The sequence below is a fragment of the Streptomyces cyaneus genome (assembly GCF_004028635.1).
Classification (GTDB): domain Bacteria; phylum Actinomycetota; class Actinomycetes; order Streptomycetales; family Streptomycetaceae; genus Streptomyces; species Streptomyces cyaneus.
Genome location: NZ_RQJW01000004.1, coordinates 144,649 through 159,095, shown reverse-complemented (window position 1 = coordinate 159,095; position 14,447 = coordinate 144,649). Strand labels below are relative to the sequence as shown.

Sequence of the window (14,447 nt, the reverse complement as noted above, 5' to 3'; positions counted from 1 at the left end):
CGAGGGTTCACAGGTTTACGATTTCCCGCCACCTGACAGCTGACTGGCCATGATTTCGAACGCGCCCGCCACCCCGGACGGGGCCGGTGACAGGCACCGGAGCGGTCGAGGCTGGGATACCAAGCCGCCCCGCCCCTCAACGGACCGCGTTTTCCAGCCAGTCCGCGTCGATCTCACCCTCGGCGACGATCACCGCGGGGCCGGTCATCTCGATCTCGCCGTCCGCCCGCTCGGTGATCACCAGGGTGCCGCCCGGCACATCGACGGTGTACGTCGCGGGGGCACCGGTGACCGCCGGATCGGCGCCGTCCCGCCGCGCGGCGGCCACGGCGACGGCGCACGCGCCCGTGCCGCACGAACGGGTCTCGCCGGCACCGCGCTCGTGCACGCGCAGGGCGACATGCCCGGGCCCGCGGTCGACCACGAACTCGACGTTGACCCCGTCCGGGTAGGCGGAGGCCGGGCTGAACGGCGGCGGGGAGTACAGGTCACCGGCGTGCGCGAGGTCGTCCACGAAGGCGACGGCGTGCGGGTTGCCCATGTTCACGTTGCGCGCGGGCCAGCTGCGCTCGCCGACGCTCACCGTGACGTCCCCTTCGGGGAGCAGCGCCTTGCCCATGCCGACCGTGACATCACCGTCCTTGGCGATGTGCACGGTCTTCACGCCCCCGCGCGTGGCGACCGCGAGGTCACCCTCGGCTGCGTATCCGGCGCGCTGGAGGTAGCGCGCGAACACGCGCACGCCGTTGCCGCACATCTCCGCGATCGAGCCGTCGCCGTTGCGGTAGTCCATGAACCACTCGGCCTCGGCCGCCATGTCCTTGGCCTCCGGGTGCGCGGCGGACCGCACCACGTGCAGCAGCCCGTCACCGCCGATGCCCGCGCGGCGGTCGCACAGGGCGGCGACGGCGGCCGGGGGCAGGTCGATGGCGTTCTCGGGGTCCGGGACGATCACGAAGTCGTTCTCGGTGCCGTGACCCTTGAGGAAGGCGATCCGCGTGCTCATTCCTCGATCGTAAGGGGTCGGTACGACAAGCCATGCGCGTGCTGGGGCGTACGACAGCCCACGCGCGCGTGTGGTCGTACGCCGATCCCCGCGCGCGTGAAGGTCAGCGCAGCCGGGCCACGCGCCACACGGCGAGCACGATCACCGCAGCCACGAGCAGGGCGTAGGCCACCACGACCCGCCAGTCCGCTCTGCGCCCGGAGCCCCGCTGGGGCAGCCCGGGCCAGGTGTAGCCCACCCGGCGGGCCGCCATCATGCCCCAGCCGGCCGCGCAGGAGCAGATCAGGAGCCCCAGCATGGCGATCACGGCCCCGCTGTCGCCGAAGTCGAAGGCCAGCGGGAACGCGAACATCAGGGAGCCGACCGCGGAGAGGGACACGATGGGCGCGAGCTGCCAGATGCGCAGTCGGCGCTGCGGGCGCAGCTCGACCTCGACCTCCGGGCCGCTTGCGTACATCTCCTCGGGCTCGGGGCCGTCGTCGGTGACGCCGCCCTCCGCCTCGTCGGGCCCGTCGGGGCTCAGACGGTCGCCGTCCTGCTCCGGTTCGCCCCTGTCGGCGGTGACGTTCTCAGTGCCTTGTGCGGTGTCGCGAGGGCCGGCCTCCATCGCCACGCGCCCTCCCAACTCGGACTCCACTTGGTCGATCGAAGCTCGATGATGGCATGGCGTCGGAGGCCCGGACGGCGGCCGGAGCGTCCCGATGCCATCACGTGATCAGGCTGTAACCGGTCGTTCGACCAACGCCAGTGCGAGATGCGGAAGTTCTGTGAGATCTGCCGCAGCCCCACTGAGCCAGTGCACCCGCGGGTCGCGTCTGAACCATGAATCCTGGCGGCGCGCGAAGCGCTTGGTGGCACGTACGGTCTCGGCGCGCGCCTCATCGAGGGTGCACACCCCGGCGAGCGCCGCGAGCACCTGCTGGTAGCCGAGCGCACGCGAGGCCGTACGCCCCTCACGCAACCCCTGCGCCTCCAGCGCGCGGACCTCCTCCACGAGCCCTGCGTCCCACATCCGGTCGACCCGGCGCGCGATGCGCTCGTCGAGCTCGGGACGGGCCACGTCGACGCCGATCTGGACCGTGTCGTAGATCGAGTCATGGCCGGGGAGGTTGGCGGTGAAGGGTTGTCCCGTGATCTCGATCACCTCGAGGGCCCGGACGATACGGCGCCCGTTGCTGGGCAGGATCGCGTGTGCGGCCTCGGGGTCGGCGGCGGCCAGGCGGGCGTGCAGCGCCCCGGAGCCGCGCAGCGCGAGCTCCTCCTCCAGCCGGGCCCTGACCTCGGGGTCGGTGCCGGGGAACTCCAGGTTGTCGACGGCTCCACGGACGTACAGCCCCGAGCCGCCGACCAGGATCGGCCAGCGCCCCTCGGCCAGCAGCGCGTCGATCCGCTCACGCGCGAGCCGCTGGTACTCGGCGACGGACGCCGTGACCGTCACGTCCCAGATGTCCAGCAGGTGGTGCGGGACACCGGCGCGCTCCTCGGGCGTCAGCTTGGCGGTGCCGATGTCCATCCCTCGGTAGAGCTGCATGGAGTCGGCGTTGACGACCTCGCCGCCGAGTCGCTGGGCCAGGAATACGCCCAGATCGGACTTTCCGGCTGCGGTCGGTCCGACTACGGCGATGACTCGGGGGGCGGAAGGTGCGCTACTCACCGACCCAGTCTCGCAAACCTCACGGGGTGGCCTCGAACGAGTTACGTGACGGCACGCGCGCGGGGTCGTTCCAAGTTGCGAGGTTTTCGCCGCCGGTTTCGCGGAGGCGGCGACCGGGCGACACAAACGGGCGCACCGGACGACGCGGGATTTCGCCCGCACGAGTAACGTATGGAGTGGATATGGGCGTTTTCGCACGACTTCTCCGGAGGTCGAAGGCTACGGAGGAGGCGTCAACCGCCGAGGCTCAGGCCGACACACCAACGGCCGAACCCGCGGCGGAGGAGGCGGCAGAGGCGAAGGGGTCGGCCGAGGCCCAGGCCGAGGACAGGGCCGAGGACGGGGTCCAGTCGACGGCGGAGGAGCCCGGCGAGGCCGACACCGACGACGGCGTCGAGATCCCCAAGCAGCAGTCCGCCGACGAGGCGGCCGACCGTGAGGCCGACGAGGGCGCCCGCACGTAACTGCCCCGCGCGGGAAGGTGAACCATGGGTCTGATGCACAATTTGAAAGCCAAACTCGCCCCGGCCAAGGACAAGGTCTCCGACTTCGCGCACCGGCACGAGGAGAAGGTGCAACACGGCCTCGACAAGGCTGAGAAGTTCGTCGACGAGAAGACCAAGGGCAAGTACAGCGACAAGATCCACACGGGTACGGGCAAGGCCAAGGGCGCCATGGACCGGCTCGCGCACAAGGGCGACCACACGGCGACGGGCGGCAGCGCGCCGCCGCCGGACGCACCCCCGCCGACCACCTGAACGGCACATCGACGGACGGCCGCGGAGCTTGACGGCTCCCGGCCGTCCGCCGTTTTCGGGTGGGCGCCGACCCGCCCTACGACCAGGTCGCGACCAGGTACCCCACCCCGTACGGCGCGTCCTCGTACAGCAGGGCGCCCGAAAGGCCCGCCTCCTCGGCGGCTCCCGCGAGGACCTGCCACGGGGCCCGGCCCGAGGCCTTCAGCTCACGCGCGAGCTCGGCGTCCAGCGTCCTGAGCGCGGCCACGTCCGCCTTGCCCAGCGCACGCGCGACGGACGCGTCGAAAGGTGCCGCCCGCTCGTCGAGGTAGCCCGGGGCCTTGAGCGTGCGGCAGGCGCTGGCGTCGCCCATCACCAGCAGCGCCACCCGCTCGGCCCGGGCGGCGATGTCCCTTCCGACTTCAGTACACCGCTCGGCCTCCAGAGGTTCCCCCACACCGAGTCCCTCGATCGGGGCATCCGACCACCCGGTCCGCTCCAGCAGCCACGCGGCGACGGCCAACGAGGTGGGCAGACGGGGTTCCGACGGCACCGGGGCGGCCGCGCCGTCCTGGGCCCCGCCCAGCCGTACGTCGATGTCCACGCCGAAGCCGCGGAAGGAGCCCGGCGTGCCTTCCGCATGTGCCCCGCGCCCGCTCTCCTCGGCGGGGCCGACGACCACGAGAAGGTCGGGCCGGGCGGCCGCGAGCACGCCGAGCGCGTCCGTGCAGGCGGCTCGCGCGGCAGCCAGCTCGGGCGCGGCACCGGCGGCGAGCTCGGGCACAAGGAGCGGCGGGCAAGGGCAGACTGCGGCGGCGACAAGCATGATCGGCAGCCTACTGCGCGGCCCATGAGTCACCCGGGACGCGTCCTCCGGTCACGGGCGTCGCCTGCCGCGGTCCGGCCTCTGATCTCTCGCGGTCCGGTCGGTCGTGTCCGGTCGGCCCGGTCAGTCGACGGCGCAGCCTCCGGTGACCGCCGGCAGCGGCTCCGGCACGCCCACCTTGGGCAGGCCGAGCAGCACACCGGCCGGCTTGGCCTGCGCGGCGGCGTTCCGCTTCTCCCAGGCGTCGCCCGCGCGCGTGCGGCGGACGTCGAGGACGGCACCCTCGGCGAGGAGGTGGTGCGGGGCGGCGTACGTGATCTCGACCGTCACCACGTCGCCGGGGCGGACCTCCTGCTCCGGCTTGGTGAAGTGGACCAGGCGGTTGTCGGGGGCGCGGCCGGACAGGCGGTGGGTGGTGTCGTCCTTGCGGCCCTCGCCCTCGGCGACCATCAGCTCGAACGTGCGGCCGACCTGCTTCTTGTTCTCCTCCCAGGAGATCTCTTCATGGAGGGCGACGAGACGCTCGTAGCGCGACTGGACGACCTGCTTGGGGATCTGGTTCTCCATGGTCGCGGCCGGGGTTCCGGGCCGCTTGGAGTACTGGAAGGTGAAGGCCTGCGCGAAGCGGGCCTCGCGCACGACGTGCAGCGTCTGCTCGAAGTCCTCGTCGGTCTCGCCGGGGAAGCCCACGATGATGTCCGTCGTGATCGCGGCGTGCGGGATGGCGGCGCGGACCTTCTCGATGATCCCCAGGTAGCGCTCCTGGCGGTAGGAGCGGCGCATCGCCTTCAGGACCGTGTCCGAGCCGGACTGGAGCGGCATGTGGAGCTGGGGCATCACGTTCGGCGTCTCGGCCATGGCGGCGATGACGTCGTCGGTGAAGTCGCGCGGGTGCGGGGAGGTGAAGCGGACGCGCTCCAGGCCGTCGATGTTCCCGCAGGCCCGCAGCAGCTTGCTGAACGCCTCGCGGTCGCCGATGTCGGAGCCGTAGGCGTTGACGTTCTGGCCGAGCAGCGTGATCTCGGAGACGCCCTCGGCGACCAGGGCCTCGATCTCGGCGAGGATGTCGCCGGTGCGACGGTCCTTCTCCTTGCCGCGCAGGGCCGGGACGATGCAGAAGGTGCAGGTGTTGTTGCAGCCGACGGAGATCGACACCCAGGCCGCGTAGGCGCTCTCGCGCCGCGTCGGCAGCGTCGACGGGAACGCCTCCAGTGACTCGGCGATCTCGACCTGCGCCTCCTCCTGCACGCGCGCGCGTTCCAGCAGGACGGGCAGCTTGCCGATGTTGTGCGTGCCGAAGACGACGTCCACCCAGGGCGCACGCTTCACGATGGTGTCGCGGTCCTTCTGCGCGAGGCAGCCGCCGACCGCGATCTGCATGCCGGGGCGCTTGGTCTTCATCGGCGCGAGGTGGCCGAGGTTGCCGTACAGCTTGTTGTCGGCGTTCTCGCGGACCGCGCAGGTGTTGAAGACGACGACGTCCGCGTCGCCGTTCGAGCCCTCGGGGGCGCGTACGTAACCGGCGTCTTCGAGCAGCCCGGACAATCGCTCGGAATCGTGGACGTTCATCTGGCACCCGTAGGTGCGCACCTCGTATGTCTTCACGCCCACTGCCTGGCTCCGGTCGCTGCTGCTCATGGGACAAGGGTATGCGGTCGCCGGAGCCCCTCGTTTCGGTGTTCGGAGGCGGTACCGGCGGGAGAGGGCTACCGCGCGGGGTCGGCTTCGCTGCTCTGTATGCGGTGAGTTACCTCGGTCAGGCCGTCGGCGATGGTCGCGAGCTGCTGTGGTGTGAGGACGTCGATGAGCAGCTTGCGGACCTGTGCGACATGGCCCGGGGCCGCCTGCTCCAGCATGCACCTGCCGGCGTCGGTGAGGACGGCGTAGACCGCGCGCGGGTCGCTGGGGCAGGAGCGCCGGGTCACCAGCCCGGCCTTTTCCAGCTGGGTGATCTGGTACGTCAGGCCGCTCTTGGAGTTGAGGAGCGCGTCAGCGAGCGCGCTCATGCGCATCTCCCGGTCCGGGGCCGCGTCGAGGCGCACGAGGATCTCGTACTGAAGGTGTGTGATCCCCACGTCGTCCTTGAGCTGTTGATCCAGACGGCGATTGATGAGCGCACCGGCGGCCACGAAGGCGTACCAGGCGCGCAGCTCTTCCTCGTTCAACCACTGCGGGGCGGTCATGCGTCCACGTTATCGCGACGGTTCAAATTCGAACCTGGGGCCGCTTGCGGCGGCGCGTGGCGGCCCACATCCGCGCGATGTGACCGGCGCAACACGAAAGCCGTTGTTCAAAATTTGAAACTTCGCGCTATCGTCGATGCATCGAGATTCAAATTTGAACCTGCCGGTTCGTCCAGCCCTCGAAGGAGCACTCATGGCTTCAGTACGGACCCGCGTGACCATCCCCCTGCGCTTCGGCGACGGCTACGAGGTCACCGCCGAGGCAGTCACGTTCCACGGCCTGGTCGACGGCAAGGAGCATGTGGCGCTCGTCCTGGGTGATCCCACGGCGGCCCCGGCACCGCTGGTGCGGCTGCACTCCGAGTGCCTGACCGGGGACGTGTTCGGCTCGGCGCGCTGCGACTGCGGTCCGCAGTTGCGCGAGGCCGTGGAGCGCATCGCCTCCACCGGCGGCGTCCTGCTCTACCTCCGTCAGGAGGGCCGCGGCATCGGCCTGTACAACAAGCTGGACGCCTACGCCCTGCAGGACGCGGGCCTGGACACCTACGAGGCCAACACCGCGCTCGGCCTGCCCGAGGACGGCCGTGACTACACCGCCGCCGCCCAGATGCTGACCGCCCTCGGCATCGACGAGCTGGACCTGCTCACCAACAACCCCGACAAGGGCGGGCAGTTGCGCGACCTGGGCGTCTCCGTGCGCTACGTCCGGCCCACCGGGGTCTTCGCCACCGACAGCAACGTCCGCTACCTGCACGCCAAGGCCCAGCACACCCACCACACCATCGCCCTGCCCGACCCCGTCGGCCTCGCCGCGCTGGCCGGCTGACGTAACCCGACAGCACCCCATCGGCATCCCGGAACCACCCGGCACCCATCCCCTGGAGTTCTCTCGTGCCCTCCTCCCTCGCCCGCGTCGCCACCGACGCCGCCCCGCGCTACGCCAAGCAGCTCGCCTCGCACTTCGGCCGAAAGATCCCCGTCGAGGAGACCCCCGACGGCGGGCACCGCCTCGCCTTCCAGCACACGGACGTCGTCCTCGAAGCCCTGGACGACCACCTTCTGATTCGGGTCACCGCACCGGACACGACCGCACTCACCGCCATCCAGGACGTCGTGGGCAGCCACCTCGAACGCTTCGGCCGGCGCAACGAACTGACCGTCACATGGGACGAGCCCGCTCGGGACTGACGAGCCCGCTCAGGACTGACGACACACCCGGAAGACAGGAGAAAGGCATCGCCATGAAGGCCGTCATCATCACCGACTTCGGGGCCGAGCCGCTCGTCACCGACCTGCCCGTGCCGGAACCGGGCCCGGGTGAGCTGCTGGTCCGTCTGCACGCCGCCTCGCTCAACCCCTTCGACTGGAAGGTCGCCGACGGAGCCCTCAAGGGCATGGTCGAGCACGACTTTCCCCTCGTCATGGGCTCGGACGGCGCCGGCGTGGTCGAACGCATCGGCCCCGGCGTGAACCGCTTCCGGCCCGGCGACACCGTCTACGGCCAGTTCATGAACCTCCCGTACGGCCGGGGCTCCTACGCCGAGTACGTCCTGGCCGCCGAGGACGGCACGATCGCCCGTATGCCCGACGACCTGCCGTTCGCCGTCGCGGCCGCGCTGCCCACCGCCGGTGTCACCGCCTACCAGGCCATCGAGGCCGCCCGCCTCGACGCCGGCCATGTGATCCTCATCAACGGGGCGTCCGGCGGTGTGGGCCAGTCCGCGATCCAGTTCGCCGCCCTCCAGGGGGCCCGGGTGCTGGCCACCGGCACCGGCGACATAGCGGGCCACCTCCGCGAACTCGGCGCCGACCAGGTCATCGACTTCGTCGCCGCGCCCACCGCAGAGCAAGTCCTCGCCGCCCACCCCGACGGCATCGACACCGTCCTCGACCTGGTCACCCGGCCCGGCGGCGACATCGACGCCCTGGCCGGACTGCTCAAGCCCGGTGGCAGGCTCATCAGCACCAACCACGCCGCCGACCCCGACGCGCTGGCCGCCCGCGAGGTCCACGGCATCAACCTCGTCAACGACCCCAGCCGGGCCGAACTCGAGTCCCTCGCCGCCCTCGCCGACGCCGGGAAGCTCCGTATCACGATCGACACCGAGGTACCCCTGGCCGACGCCCCCACCGCCGTGGCCCGCGCCCGCGCCGGCGGCTCCCGTGGCAAGACGGTCATCCTGCCCTGACCCACACCGGCGAGGAGACCGGCGCGTCGGCGAGCTCCTCGCGCCCCCTAGCCTCTGCCCCTCACCCCTACCGAGGTCCTCCACCCCCTCACTCCTCCCGACCGGTCACGCCCCGTCGGCCACCCACCCCTGGCGGCGCAGTACGGCCGACACGTCCGGTGCCTCGTAGTGCTCGCCCTTGAGCACCTTGCCGTCGGCCCGTCGAGCGACCTGGCCGTCGGGGCCCAGCTTGGTCATGTTGGAGCGGTGGATCTCGGCCAGTACGGCGTCGAGGTCGATCCCGTGGACCAGGGCCGTGCCGTACGCGACGTAGACGACGTCCGCCAGCTCGTGCGCGAGTCTGTCGAGCGGGCCGGTGACGGAGACCTCGGCGACCTCCGCGGCCTCCTCGGCAAGCAGTTCTCCACGGTGTGCGGCGAGATCCGGGGAGACCTCCGTCGGTGTACTGCGGGCGTCGAGCCCGAAGGCGAGGTGGAAGGCACGGACCAGGTCAGCGGGCGACGAACTCATACGGCGACTGTAACGGCCGGGTCTGACAGTGCTCCTTGAGGATGCGTGCGGCTGCGGCGGCCGCCCCCTCCCCCACCCCCGCCACTCCCCCTGTGACCCCTGCCCTGGTCAGGACCGCATACCGGCTGGCAGGATCGCGGCCATGTCCAAGGCACTCTCCCGCATCAGCAGGCGCCGGGCCCTGGAGGGCGCGGCCGCCGGGTTCGTCGCCCTCGGGTTGCTGCTGTGGTGGCTGCTGCCCCTGGGTGAGGAGCCGCCGAGCGGGACGATCACGTTCAGCACCGGCACGCGCGCGGGGGTCTACCAGGAGTACGGCGAGCTTCTGCGCAACGAGCTGGCCAAGGACATGCCACAGCTGAAGGTGCGGCTGCTGACGAGCGACGGGTCGCAGGAGAACGTCAAGCGCGTGGCGACCGGGCAGGCCGACTTCACGATCGCCGCCGCCGACGCGGTGGACACGTTCAAGATCGGCGACAAGCCCGTCACCGACCGGCTGCGCGGCGTCGCCCGCCTCTACGACGACTACGTACAGCTCGTCGTCCCACCGGACTCGGACATCCGCTCCGTGGCGGACCTGAAAGGCAAGCGGGTGGCCATAGGGCTGCCCGACTCCGGTGTGCGGCTGATCGCCACGCGCGTGCTCGAGGCCGCCGGCATCGACCCGGAGAAGGACATCACTCCCCGGTCGGACGGCATCGACACCGGACCCAAGCGGCTGGGGCACGAGCTCGACGCGTTCTTCTGGTCGAGCGGGGTACCTACGGACGGGCTGGAGAAGATCGCCGAGACCTCCGCGTTCCGGTTCGTGCCGATCGACGCCGGTCTCGTCGCCAAGGTGCACGCGCAGGGCGACGCGGCCCACTTCTACCGCGCGACCAACATGCCGGAGTCGGCCTACCCCACCGTCCAGAACGGGGACACGGTGCCGACGATCGCCGTCTCCAACCTGCTGATCACCCGCAAGGACATGGACCCCCGCCTCACCGAATGGCTCACCCGTACGGTGATCAAGAGCCGCGACGGCATCGGCGCCCACGTCCACTCCGCGCAACTGGTCGACCTGCGCACGGCGATCTACACCGACCCCTTGACACTGCACGAGGGCGCCCAGCGTTACTACCGCTCGGTCAAACCGTAGGAAACCACGAGCACCCTGCCGGCCCGCTACGGCGTCGGCCCCGACCTGGGCACCGTCACCGTCACCCGCAAGCCGTGCGGCTCATGACGGTCGTACGAGATGGAGCCCCCGCCCGCCGCGAGCAGCACGCGCGAGATCGACAGCCCCAGACCGGAGCCCTTGATGTTCTGGTGCCGGCCGCTGCGCCAGAAGCGGTCGCCGATGCGGGCGAGTTCCTCGTCGGTGAGGCCGGGGCCGTGGTCGGTCACGACGATCGTCGACGTACTGCCGTTGGAGGTGACGGTCACCTCGACCCGCTCGTCCTCCGGCGTGAACTTGACCGCGTTGTCGATCACCGCGTCCAGCGCGCTGGACAGCGCGATCGGGTCGGCCCAGGCGGTGGTGGGCGGGCAGTCCCCCACCAGCCGTACGCCCTTGGCCTCGGCCGTCGGCGACCAGGCCGCGACACGCTCGGCGGCCAGCGCACCGACGTCGGTGAGCCGCAGATCGGCCTCGGTGTGCTCGGCCAGGGCCAGGTCGAGCAGGTCGTCCAGGACCTGGGCCAGACGCTTGCCCTCGGCCTGGACCGAAGCGATCTCCTGATTGCCCTCGGGAAGTTCGAAGGCGAGCAGCTCGATGCGCAGCAGCAGCGCCGCGAGCGGGTTGCGCAGCTGGTGCGAGGCGTCGGCGACGAAGGCGCGCTGCTGCTCCAGCACGTCCTCGACGTTGTCCGCCATCTCGTTGAACGACCGGGCCAGCCGCCGAAGTTCCGGCGGACCGCTGGCCACCGCGACCCGTGATTTCAGGCGGCCGCTGGCGATCGCGTGCGTGGTGGCGTCCAGCACCCGAACCGGCCTGAGCACCCAGCCCGTGAGCCGGAGCGCGGCCCCGACGGCCACCAGCATCGCGGCCGTCAGACCCGCGCCGATGATCAGCCAGCCGTGCAGGATCCGCGAACGCATCTGCCCGGTGGGCGAGTCGGTGACGACGACCGCGACGACGTCACCGTCCCGGATGACCGGCGAGGCGATGACGAGGCGGCCGCGCTGCCAGGGCCACACCTGCTTGGGGTCGTGGCTGCGCCGGCTGAGCAGCGACTCCTCGAAGGCGTCGCGCACTTCGCCGGACTCGGGCAGGAACCAGGTCGTCGGCCCGTTGGCCAGGGGCGTGTCGTTGGGCAGGAAGACACCGGCCCTGATGCCGTAGACGTCGTAGTAGCTCTCGAGCTCCCGGCTCAGGATGCGCAGCTCGTCGCGGGACCCGGAGGTGGTGTCGGCGCCGGGCCGGGCGATGGCCGCGAAGTACGCCGTGTCGTCGATCCGGTCGACGACGACCTTCTGCTGCTGTGCCGCGGCCAGGCTGACGGCGAGCGGTACGCCGAGGGCGAGCAGCACGGCCGCCATCAGGACGATGAGCAGCGGGAGGAGACGAGTGCGCACACTTGCCCGCTACGAGGTCGGGGAGACGAGTCGGTAGCCGACGCCACGTACGGTCTCGATCAGCGCCGGCATGCGCAGCTTGGCGCGCAGGGACGCCACATGCACCTCAAGGGTGCGCCCGGTCCCCTCCCAACTCGTGCGCCACACCTCGCTGATGATCTGCTCCCGGCGGAAGACCACCCCAGGGCGCTGGGCGAGCAGGGCGAGGAGATCGAACTCCTTGCGGGTCAGTTGGACAACCGAACCATCCACGCTGACCTGGCGGGTGGGCAGTTCGATGTGTACGGCGCCCAGGCGCAGCACACCGTCGCCACCCGTCTCGGCCTCCTCCTGCACGGTGCGCCGGCTGACGGCGTGGATCCGGGCGAGCAGCTCCCCGGTGTCGTACGGCTTCACCACATAGTCGTCGGCCCCGAGGTTGAGGCCATGGATGCGCGAGCGGACGTCGGAGCGCGCGGTGACCATGATCACCGGGGTGCTGGTGCGCTTGCGGATCTTGCCGCAGACCTCGTATCCGTCCTGGTCGGGCAGGCCGAGGTCGAGGAGGACGACGCCGAAGCCGTTGCCCTCGGGGACGAGCGCCTGGAGGGCCTCCTCGCCGCTGCGCGCGTGCGTGACCTCGAAACCGTGCCGCGCCAGGACCGCGGACAGCGCTGCAGCGACATGGTTGTCGTCCTCGACGAGGAGCAGTCTCACCCCGGCCTCCTTCGGTTCATCGGCCGTACGATTCAGGTAGGTACACAGTGCATGCACACGCGCGCGTGCATCATGGCAGTCACGCTGATGGACGACGACGCCGTCAAGTGGGTTCCGGTTGCTCGCGGCTTCCGTTATCCAGCCGGTACGCGCCCAGGTGTCAAGTGCTACGACACGTGTCCGATTGCTATCGGATCGTGATGCTCAGATTCCCCTCAGAACTAATGACGCAGGTCGGATACGGTTACTACTGTCCTCCGAAACCGAGGAGGACGGAGCCTGAGAGCGATGACCGAAGTATCGGTGGCCAAGGAAGATGTGGCCGCGACCGGCGAGCTGGTCGTCCTGAAGAACGTGAACAAGCACTTCGGCGCGTTGCACGTGCTCCAGGACATCGACCTGACGATCGCCCGCGGCGAGGTCGTCGTGGTCATCGGACCCTCCGGGTCCGGGAAGTCCACCCTGTGCCGCACCATCAACCGCCTGGAGACGATCGACTCCGGCGCGATCGCGATCGACGGCAAGCCGCTGCCCGCTGAGGGCAAGGCGCTGGCGAAGCTGCGTGCCGACGTCGGAATGGTCTTCCAGTCCTTCAACCTTTTCGCGCACAAGACCGTGCTCGAGAACGTGATGTTGGGCCAGATCAAGGTCCGCAAGACCGACAAGAAGAAGGCCGAGGAGAAGGCCCGCTCCCTGCTCGACCGGGTGGGCGTGGGCAGCCAGGCGGACAAGTACCCCGCACAGCTCTCCGGCGGCCAGCAGCAGCGTGTGGCCATCGCCCGTGCGCTGGCCATGGACCCCAAGGTCATGCTCTTCGACGAGCCGACGTCGGCTCTCGACCCGGAGATGATCAACGAGGTACTGGAGGTCATGCAGCAGCTCGCCCGCGACGGCATGACCATGATCGTCGTCACCCACGAGATGGGCTTCGCCCGTTCGGCCGCCAACCGGGTGGTGTTCATGGCGGACGGCAAGATCGTCGAAGAAGCTGTGCCCGACCAGTTCTTCAGCAACCCGCGCAGCGACCGCGCCAAGGACTTCCTGTCCAAGATCCTGCACCACTGACGGGGTGCGATCCCGCACCACTGACGGACTGCTTCACGCAACCGACGACCTGCGTCACCCGCCTCTCCTGACGGCACGCATCTCTTCTTCACGCAAAGGATGTTCACCATGAAGCTCCGCAAGGTCTCCGCCGCGGCGGCCGCTGCACTCGTACTCTCCCTGACCGCGACCGCCTGTGGTGGTGGCGACAGCGACAAGGACAGCGCGGCCGGCTCCGGCTCCGGTGGCGGCGACAAGATCAAGGTCGGTATCAAGTACGACCAGCCCGGTCTCGGCCTGAAGGAAGCTGACGGCTCCTTCTCCGGCTTCGACGTGGACGTGGCGACGTACGTGGCCAAGGAGCTCGGCTACGACGCCGACCAGATCGAGTTCGTCGAGACCAAGAGCGCCGACCGTGAGAACGCGCTCGCCCGTGGCGACGTGAAGTTCATCGCGGCGACCTACTCGATCACCGACGAGCGCAAGGAGAAGGTCGACTTCGCCGGACCGTACCTGCTGGCCCACCAGGACCTGCTGATCAAGTCCGACTCCGACATCTCCGAGGCCACCGACCTCAACGGCAAGAACCTGTGCTCTGTGACCGGCTCCACCTCGGCGCAGAACATCAAGGACGAGATCGCCCCGAAGGCCAACCTCAAGGAGTACGGCGGCTACTCGGAGTGCATCGCCGCGCTGCAGAGCGGCGCCGTGGACGCAGTGACCACGGACGACTCGATCCTCGCGGGCTTCGCCGCGCAGGAGCAGTACAAGGGCCAGTTCAAGCTCGCCGGCCTCAAGCTGAGCAACGAGAACTACGGCATCGGTGTGAAGAAGGGCGACACCGAGACCGTCAACAAGATCAACGCCGCCCTGGAGAAGATGGTCAGCGACAAGGCCTGGGACAAGGCGGTCACCGACAACTTCGGTCCGGCCAACTACAAGAACGAGCCCGCGCCGAAGATCGGCGTCATCGTCAAGTAGCGCGTCGTCAAGTAGCGCAGGGATCCACCGGCGCGCCGCCGTCCACCGCGATCAGGGCGGCGGTG

At 70.0% G+C, this 14,447-nt stretch carries 17 protein-coding genes; 8 read left to right on the top strand and 9 right to left on the bottom strand.

Annotated elements, in window-relative coordinates:
- Positions 1–136: 136 nt before the first annotated feature.
- From dapF to miaA, 3 genes are all read right to left on the bottom strand, one after another.
- Positions 137–1,006 carry a diaminopimelate epimerase gene (gene dapF, locus EHO50_RS16125; protein ID WP_128430843.1) on the bottom strand — a complete coding sequence of 290 codons (870 nt, stop codon included), beginning with the start codon at positions 1,004–1,006 and terminating at the stop codon, positions 137–139.
- A gap of 103 nt (positions 1,007–1,109) precedes the next feature.
- Positions 1,110–1,613 carry a hypothetical protein gene (locus tag EHO50_RS16120; protein WP_128431253.1) on the bottom strand — a complete coding sequence of 168 codons (504 nt, stop codon included), beginning with the start codon at positions 1,611–1,613 and terminating at the stop codon, positions 1,110–1,112.
- Positions 1,614–1,721: 108 nt separating this feature from the next.
- Positions 1,722–2,660: a tRNA (adenosine(37)-N6)-dimethylallyltransferase MiaA gene (gene miaA, locus EHO50_RS16115; protein ID WP_128430842.1), complete on the bottom strand. Its 939-nt coding sequence runs from the start codon at positions 2,658–2,660 to the stop codon at positions 1,722–1,724.
- A gap of 182 nt (positions 2,661–2,842) precedes the next feature.
- On the opposite strand from miaA, the gene EHO50_RS16110 reads away from it, so the two are divergent.
- Both EHO50_RS16110 and EHO50_RS16105 read left to right on the top strand, forming a co-directional pair.
- Positions 2,843–3,124, top strand: coding sequence for a hypothetical protein (locus EHO50_RS16110; RefSeq protein ID WP_128430841.1), 282 nt, complete (start codon positions 2,843–2,845; stop codon positions 3,122–3,124).
- A 24-nt stretch (positions 3,125–3,148) separates the two neighbouring features.
- On the top strand, positions 3,149–3,418 hold the full coding sequence (locus EHO50_RS16105) for an antitoxin (protein ID WP_128430840.1): 270 nt from the start codon (positions 3,149–3,151) through the stop codon (positions 3,416–3,418).
- Between the two features lie 76 nt (positions 3,419–3,494).
- Here EHO50_RS16105 and EHO50_RS16100 read toward each other — a convergent pair whose 3' ends face one another.
- The 3 genes from EHO50_RS16100 to EHO50_RS16090 form a co-directional block, all read right to left on the bottom strand.
- On the bottom strand, positions 3,495–4,223 hold the full coding sequence (locus EHO50_RS16100; RefSeq protein WP_128430839.1) for a class III extradiol dioxygenase subunit B-like domain-containing protein: 729 nt from the start codon (positions 4,221–4,223) through the stop codon (positions 3,495–3,497).
- A 123-nt stretch (positions 4,224–4,346) separates the two neighbouring features.
- The gene (gene miaB / locus EHO50_RS16095) at positions 4,347–5,861 is read right to left on the bottom strand and encodes a tRNA (N6-isopentenyl adenosine(37)-C2)-methylthiotransferase MiaB (RefSeq protein WP_128430838.1); all 1,515 of its coding nucleotides are present in this window, start codon (positions 5,859–5,861) and stop codon (positions 4,347–4,349) included.
- A 68-nt stretch (positions 5,862–5,929) separates the two neighbouring features.
- On the bottom strand, positions 5,930–6,406 hold the full coding sequence (locus EHO50_RS16090) for a MarR family winged helix-turn-helix transcriptional regulator (RefSeq protein WP_128430837.1): 477 nt from the start codon (positions 6,404–6,406) through the stop codon (positions 5,930–5,932).
- 193 nt (positions 6,407–6,599) lie between these two features.
- Here EHO50_RS16090 and EHO50_RS16085 point away from each other — a divergent pair, with 193 nt between their 5' ends.
- From EHO50_RS16085 to EHO50_RS16075, 3 genes are all read left to right on the top strand, one after another.
- Complete coding sequence (locus EHO50_RS16085) at positions 6,600–7,232, top strand: GTP cyclohydrolase II (RefSeq protein WP_128430836.1); 633 nt, start codon at positions 6,600–6,602, stop codon at positions 7,230–7,232.
- A gap of 65 nt (positions 7,233–7,297) precedes the next feature.
- Entirely contained in the window at positions 7,298–7,594 is a 297-nt protein-coding gene (locus EHO50_RS16080) for a DUF2218 domain-containing protein (RefSeq protein WP_128430835.1), read from the top strand.
- Between the two features lie 53 nt (positions 7,595–7,647).
- On the top strand, positions 7,648–8,595 hold the full coding sequence (locus tag EHO50_RS16075; RefSeq protein WP_128430834.1) for an NADP-dependent oxidoreductase: 948 nt from the start codon (positions 7,648–7,650) through the stop codon (positions 8,593–8,595).
- Positions 8,596–8,700: 105 nt separating this feature from the next.
- Here EHO50_RS16075 and EHO50_RS16070 read toward each other — a convergent pair whose 3' ends face one another.
- Positions 8,701–9,105: a pyrophosphohydrolase domain-containing protein gene (locus EHO50_RS16070; RefSeq protein WP_128430833.1), complete on the bottom strand. Its 405-nt coding sequence runs from the start codon at positions 9,103–9,105 to the stop codon at positions 8,701–8,703.
- A 142-nt stretch (positions 9,106–9,247) separates the two neighbouring features.
- On the opposite strand from EHO50_RS16070, the gene EHO50_RS16065 reads away from it, so the two are divergent.
- A complete protein-coding gene (locus EHO50_RS16065; protein WP_128430832.1) occupies positions 9,248–10,243 on the top strand; it encodes a TAXI family TRAP transporter solute-binding subunit in 996 nt (331 codons plus the stop codon).
- A gap of 26 nt (positions 10,244–10,269) precedes the next feature.
- On the opposite strand, the gene EHO50_RS16060 is transcribed toward EHO50_RS16065, so the two are convergent.
- Entirely contained in the window at positions 10,270–11,661 is a 1,392-nt protein-coding gene (locus EHO50_RS16060) for a sensor histidine kinase (RefSeq protein WP_128430831.1), read from the bottom strand.
- A 9-nt stretch (positions 11,662–11,670) separates the two neighbouring features.
- Positions 11,671–12,357, bottom strand: coding sequence for a response regulator transcription factor (locus tag EHO50_RS16055; protein WP_128430830.1), 687 nt, complete (start codon positions 12,355–12,357; stop codon positions 11,671–11,673).
- A gap of 288 nt (positions 12,358–12,645) precedes the next feature.
- Here EHO50_RS16055 and EHO50_RS16050 point away from each other — a divergent pair, with 288 nt between their 5' ends.
- Positions 12,646–13,422, top strand: a complete 777-nt coding sequence (locus tag EHO50_RS16050; protein WP_128430829.1) for an amino acid ABC transporter ATP-binding protein — start codon at positions 12,646–12,648, stop codon at positions 13,420–13,422.
- Positions 13,423–13,530: 108 nt separating this feature from the next.
- Positions 13,531–14,382 (top strand): glutamate ABC transporter substrate-binding protein, encoded by an 852-nt coding sequence (locus tag EHO50_RS16045; RefSeq protein ID WP_164904863.1) that lies wholly within the window; start codon positions 13,531–13,533, stop codon positions 14,380–14,382.
- Positions 14,383–14,447 lie beyond the last annotated feature (65 nt).

Coding starts and splice junctions, on each gene's coding strand:
- EHO50_RS16085 (WP_128430836.1), top strand. CDS start 6,600: ATGGCTTCAGTACGGACCCGCGTGACCATCCCCCTGCGCTTCGGCGAC.
- EHO50_RS16075 (WP_128430834.1), top strand. CDS start 7,648: ATGAAGGCCGTCATCATCACCGACTTCGGGGCCGAGCCGCTCGTCACC.
- EHO50_RS16120 (WP_128431253.1), bottom strand. CDS start 1,613: ATGGAGGCCGGCCCTCGCGACACCGCACAAGGCACTGAGAACGTCACC.
- EHO50_RS16070 (WP_128430833.1), bottom strand. CDS start 9,105: ATGAGTTCGTCGCCCGCTGACCTGGTCCGTGCCTTCCACCTCGCCTTC.
- EHO50_RS16110 (WP_128430841.1), top strand. CDS start 2,843: ATGGGCGTTTTCGCACGACTTCTCCGGAGGTCGAAGGCTACGGAGGAG.
- EHO50_RS16065 (WP_128430832.1), top strand. CDS start 9,248: ATGTCCAAGGCACTCTCCCGCATCAGCAGGCGCCGGGCCCTGGAGGGC.
- EHO50_RS16090 (WP_128430837.1), bottom strand. CDS start 6,406: ATGACCGCCCCGCAGTGGTTGAACGAGGAAGAGCTGCGCGCCTGGTAC.
- EHO50_RS16045 (WP_164904863.1), top strand. CDS start 13,531: ATGAAGCTCCGCAAGGTCTCCGCCGCGGCGGCCGCTGCACTCGTACTC.
- dapF (WP_128430843.1), bottom strand. CDS start 1,006: ATGAGCACGCGGATCGCCTTCCTCAAGGGTCACGGCACCGAGAACGAC.
- EHO50_RS16050 (WP_128430829.1), top strand. CDS start 12,646: ATGACCGAAGTATCGGTGGCCAAGGAAGATGTGGCCGCGACCGGCGAG.
- EHO50_RS16105 (WP_128430840.1), top strand. CDS start 3,149: ATGGGTCTGATGCACAATTTGAAAGCCAAACTCGCCCCGGCCAAGGAC.
- EHO50_RS16100 (WP_128430839.1), bottom strand. CDS start 4,223: ATGCTTGTCGCCGCCGCAGTCTGCCCTTGCCCGCCGCTCCTTGTGCCC.
- miaB (WP_128430838.1), bottom strand. CDS start 5,861: ATGAGCAGCAGCGACCGGAGCCAGGCAGTGGGCGTGAAGACATACGAG.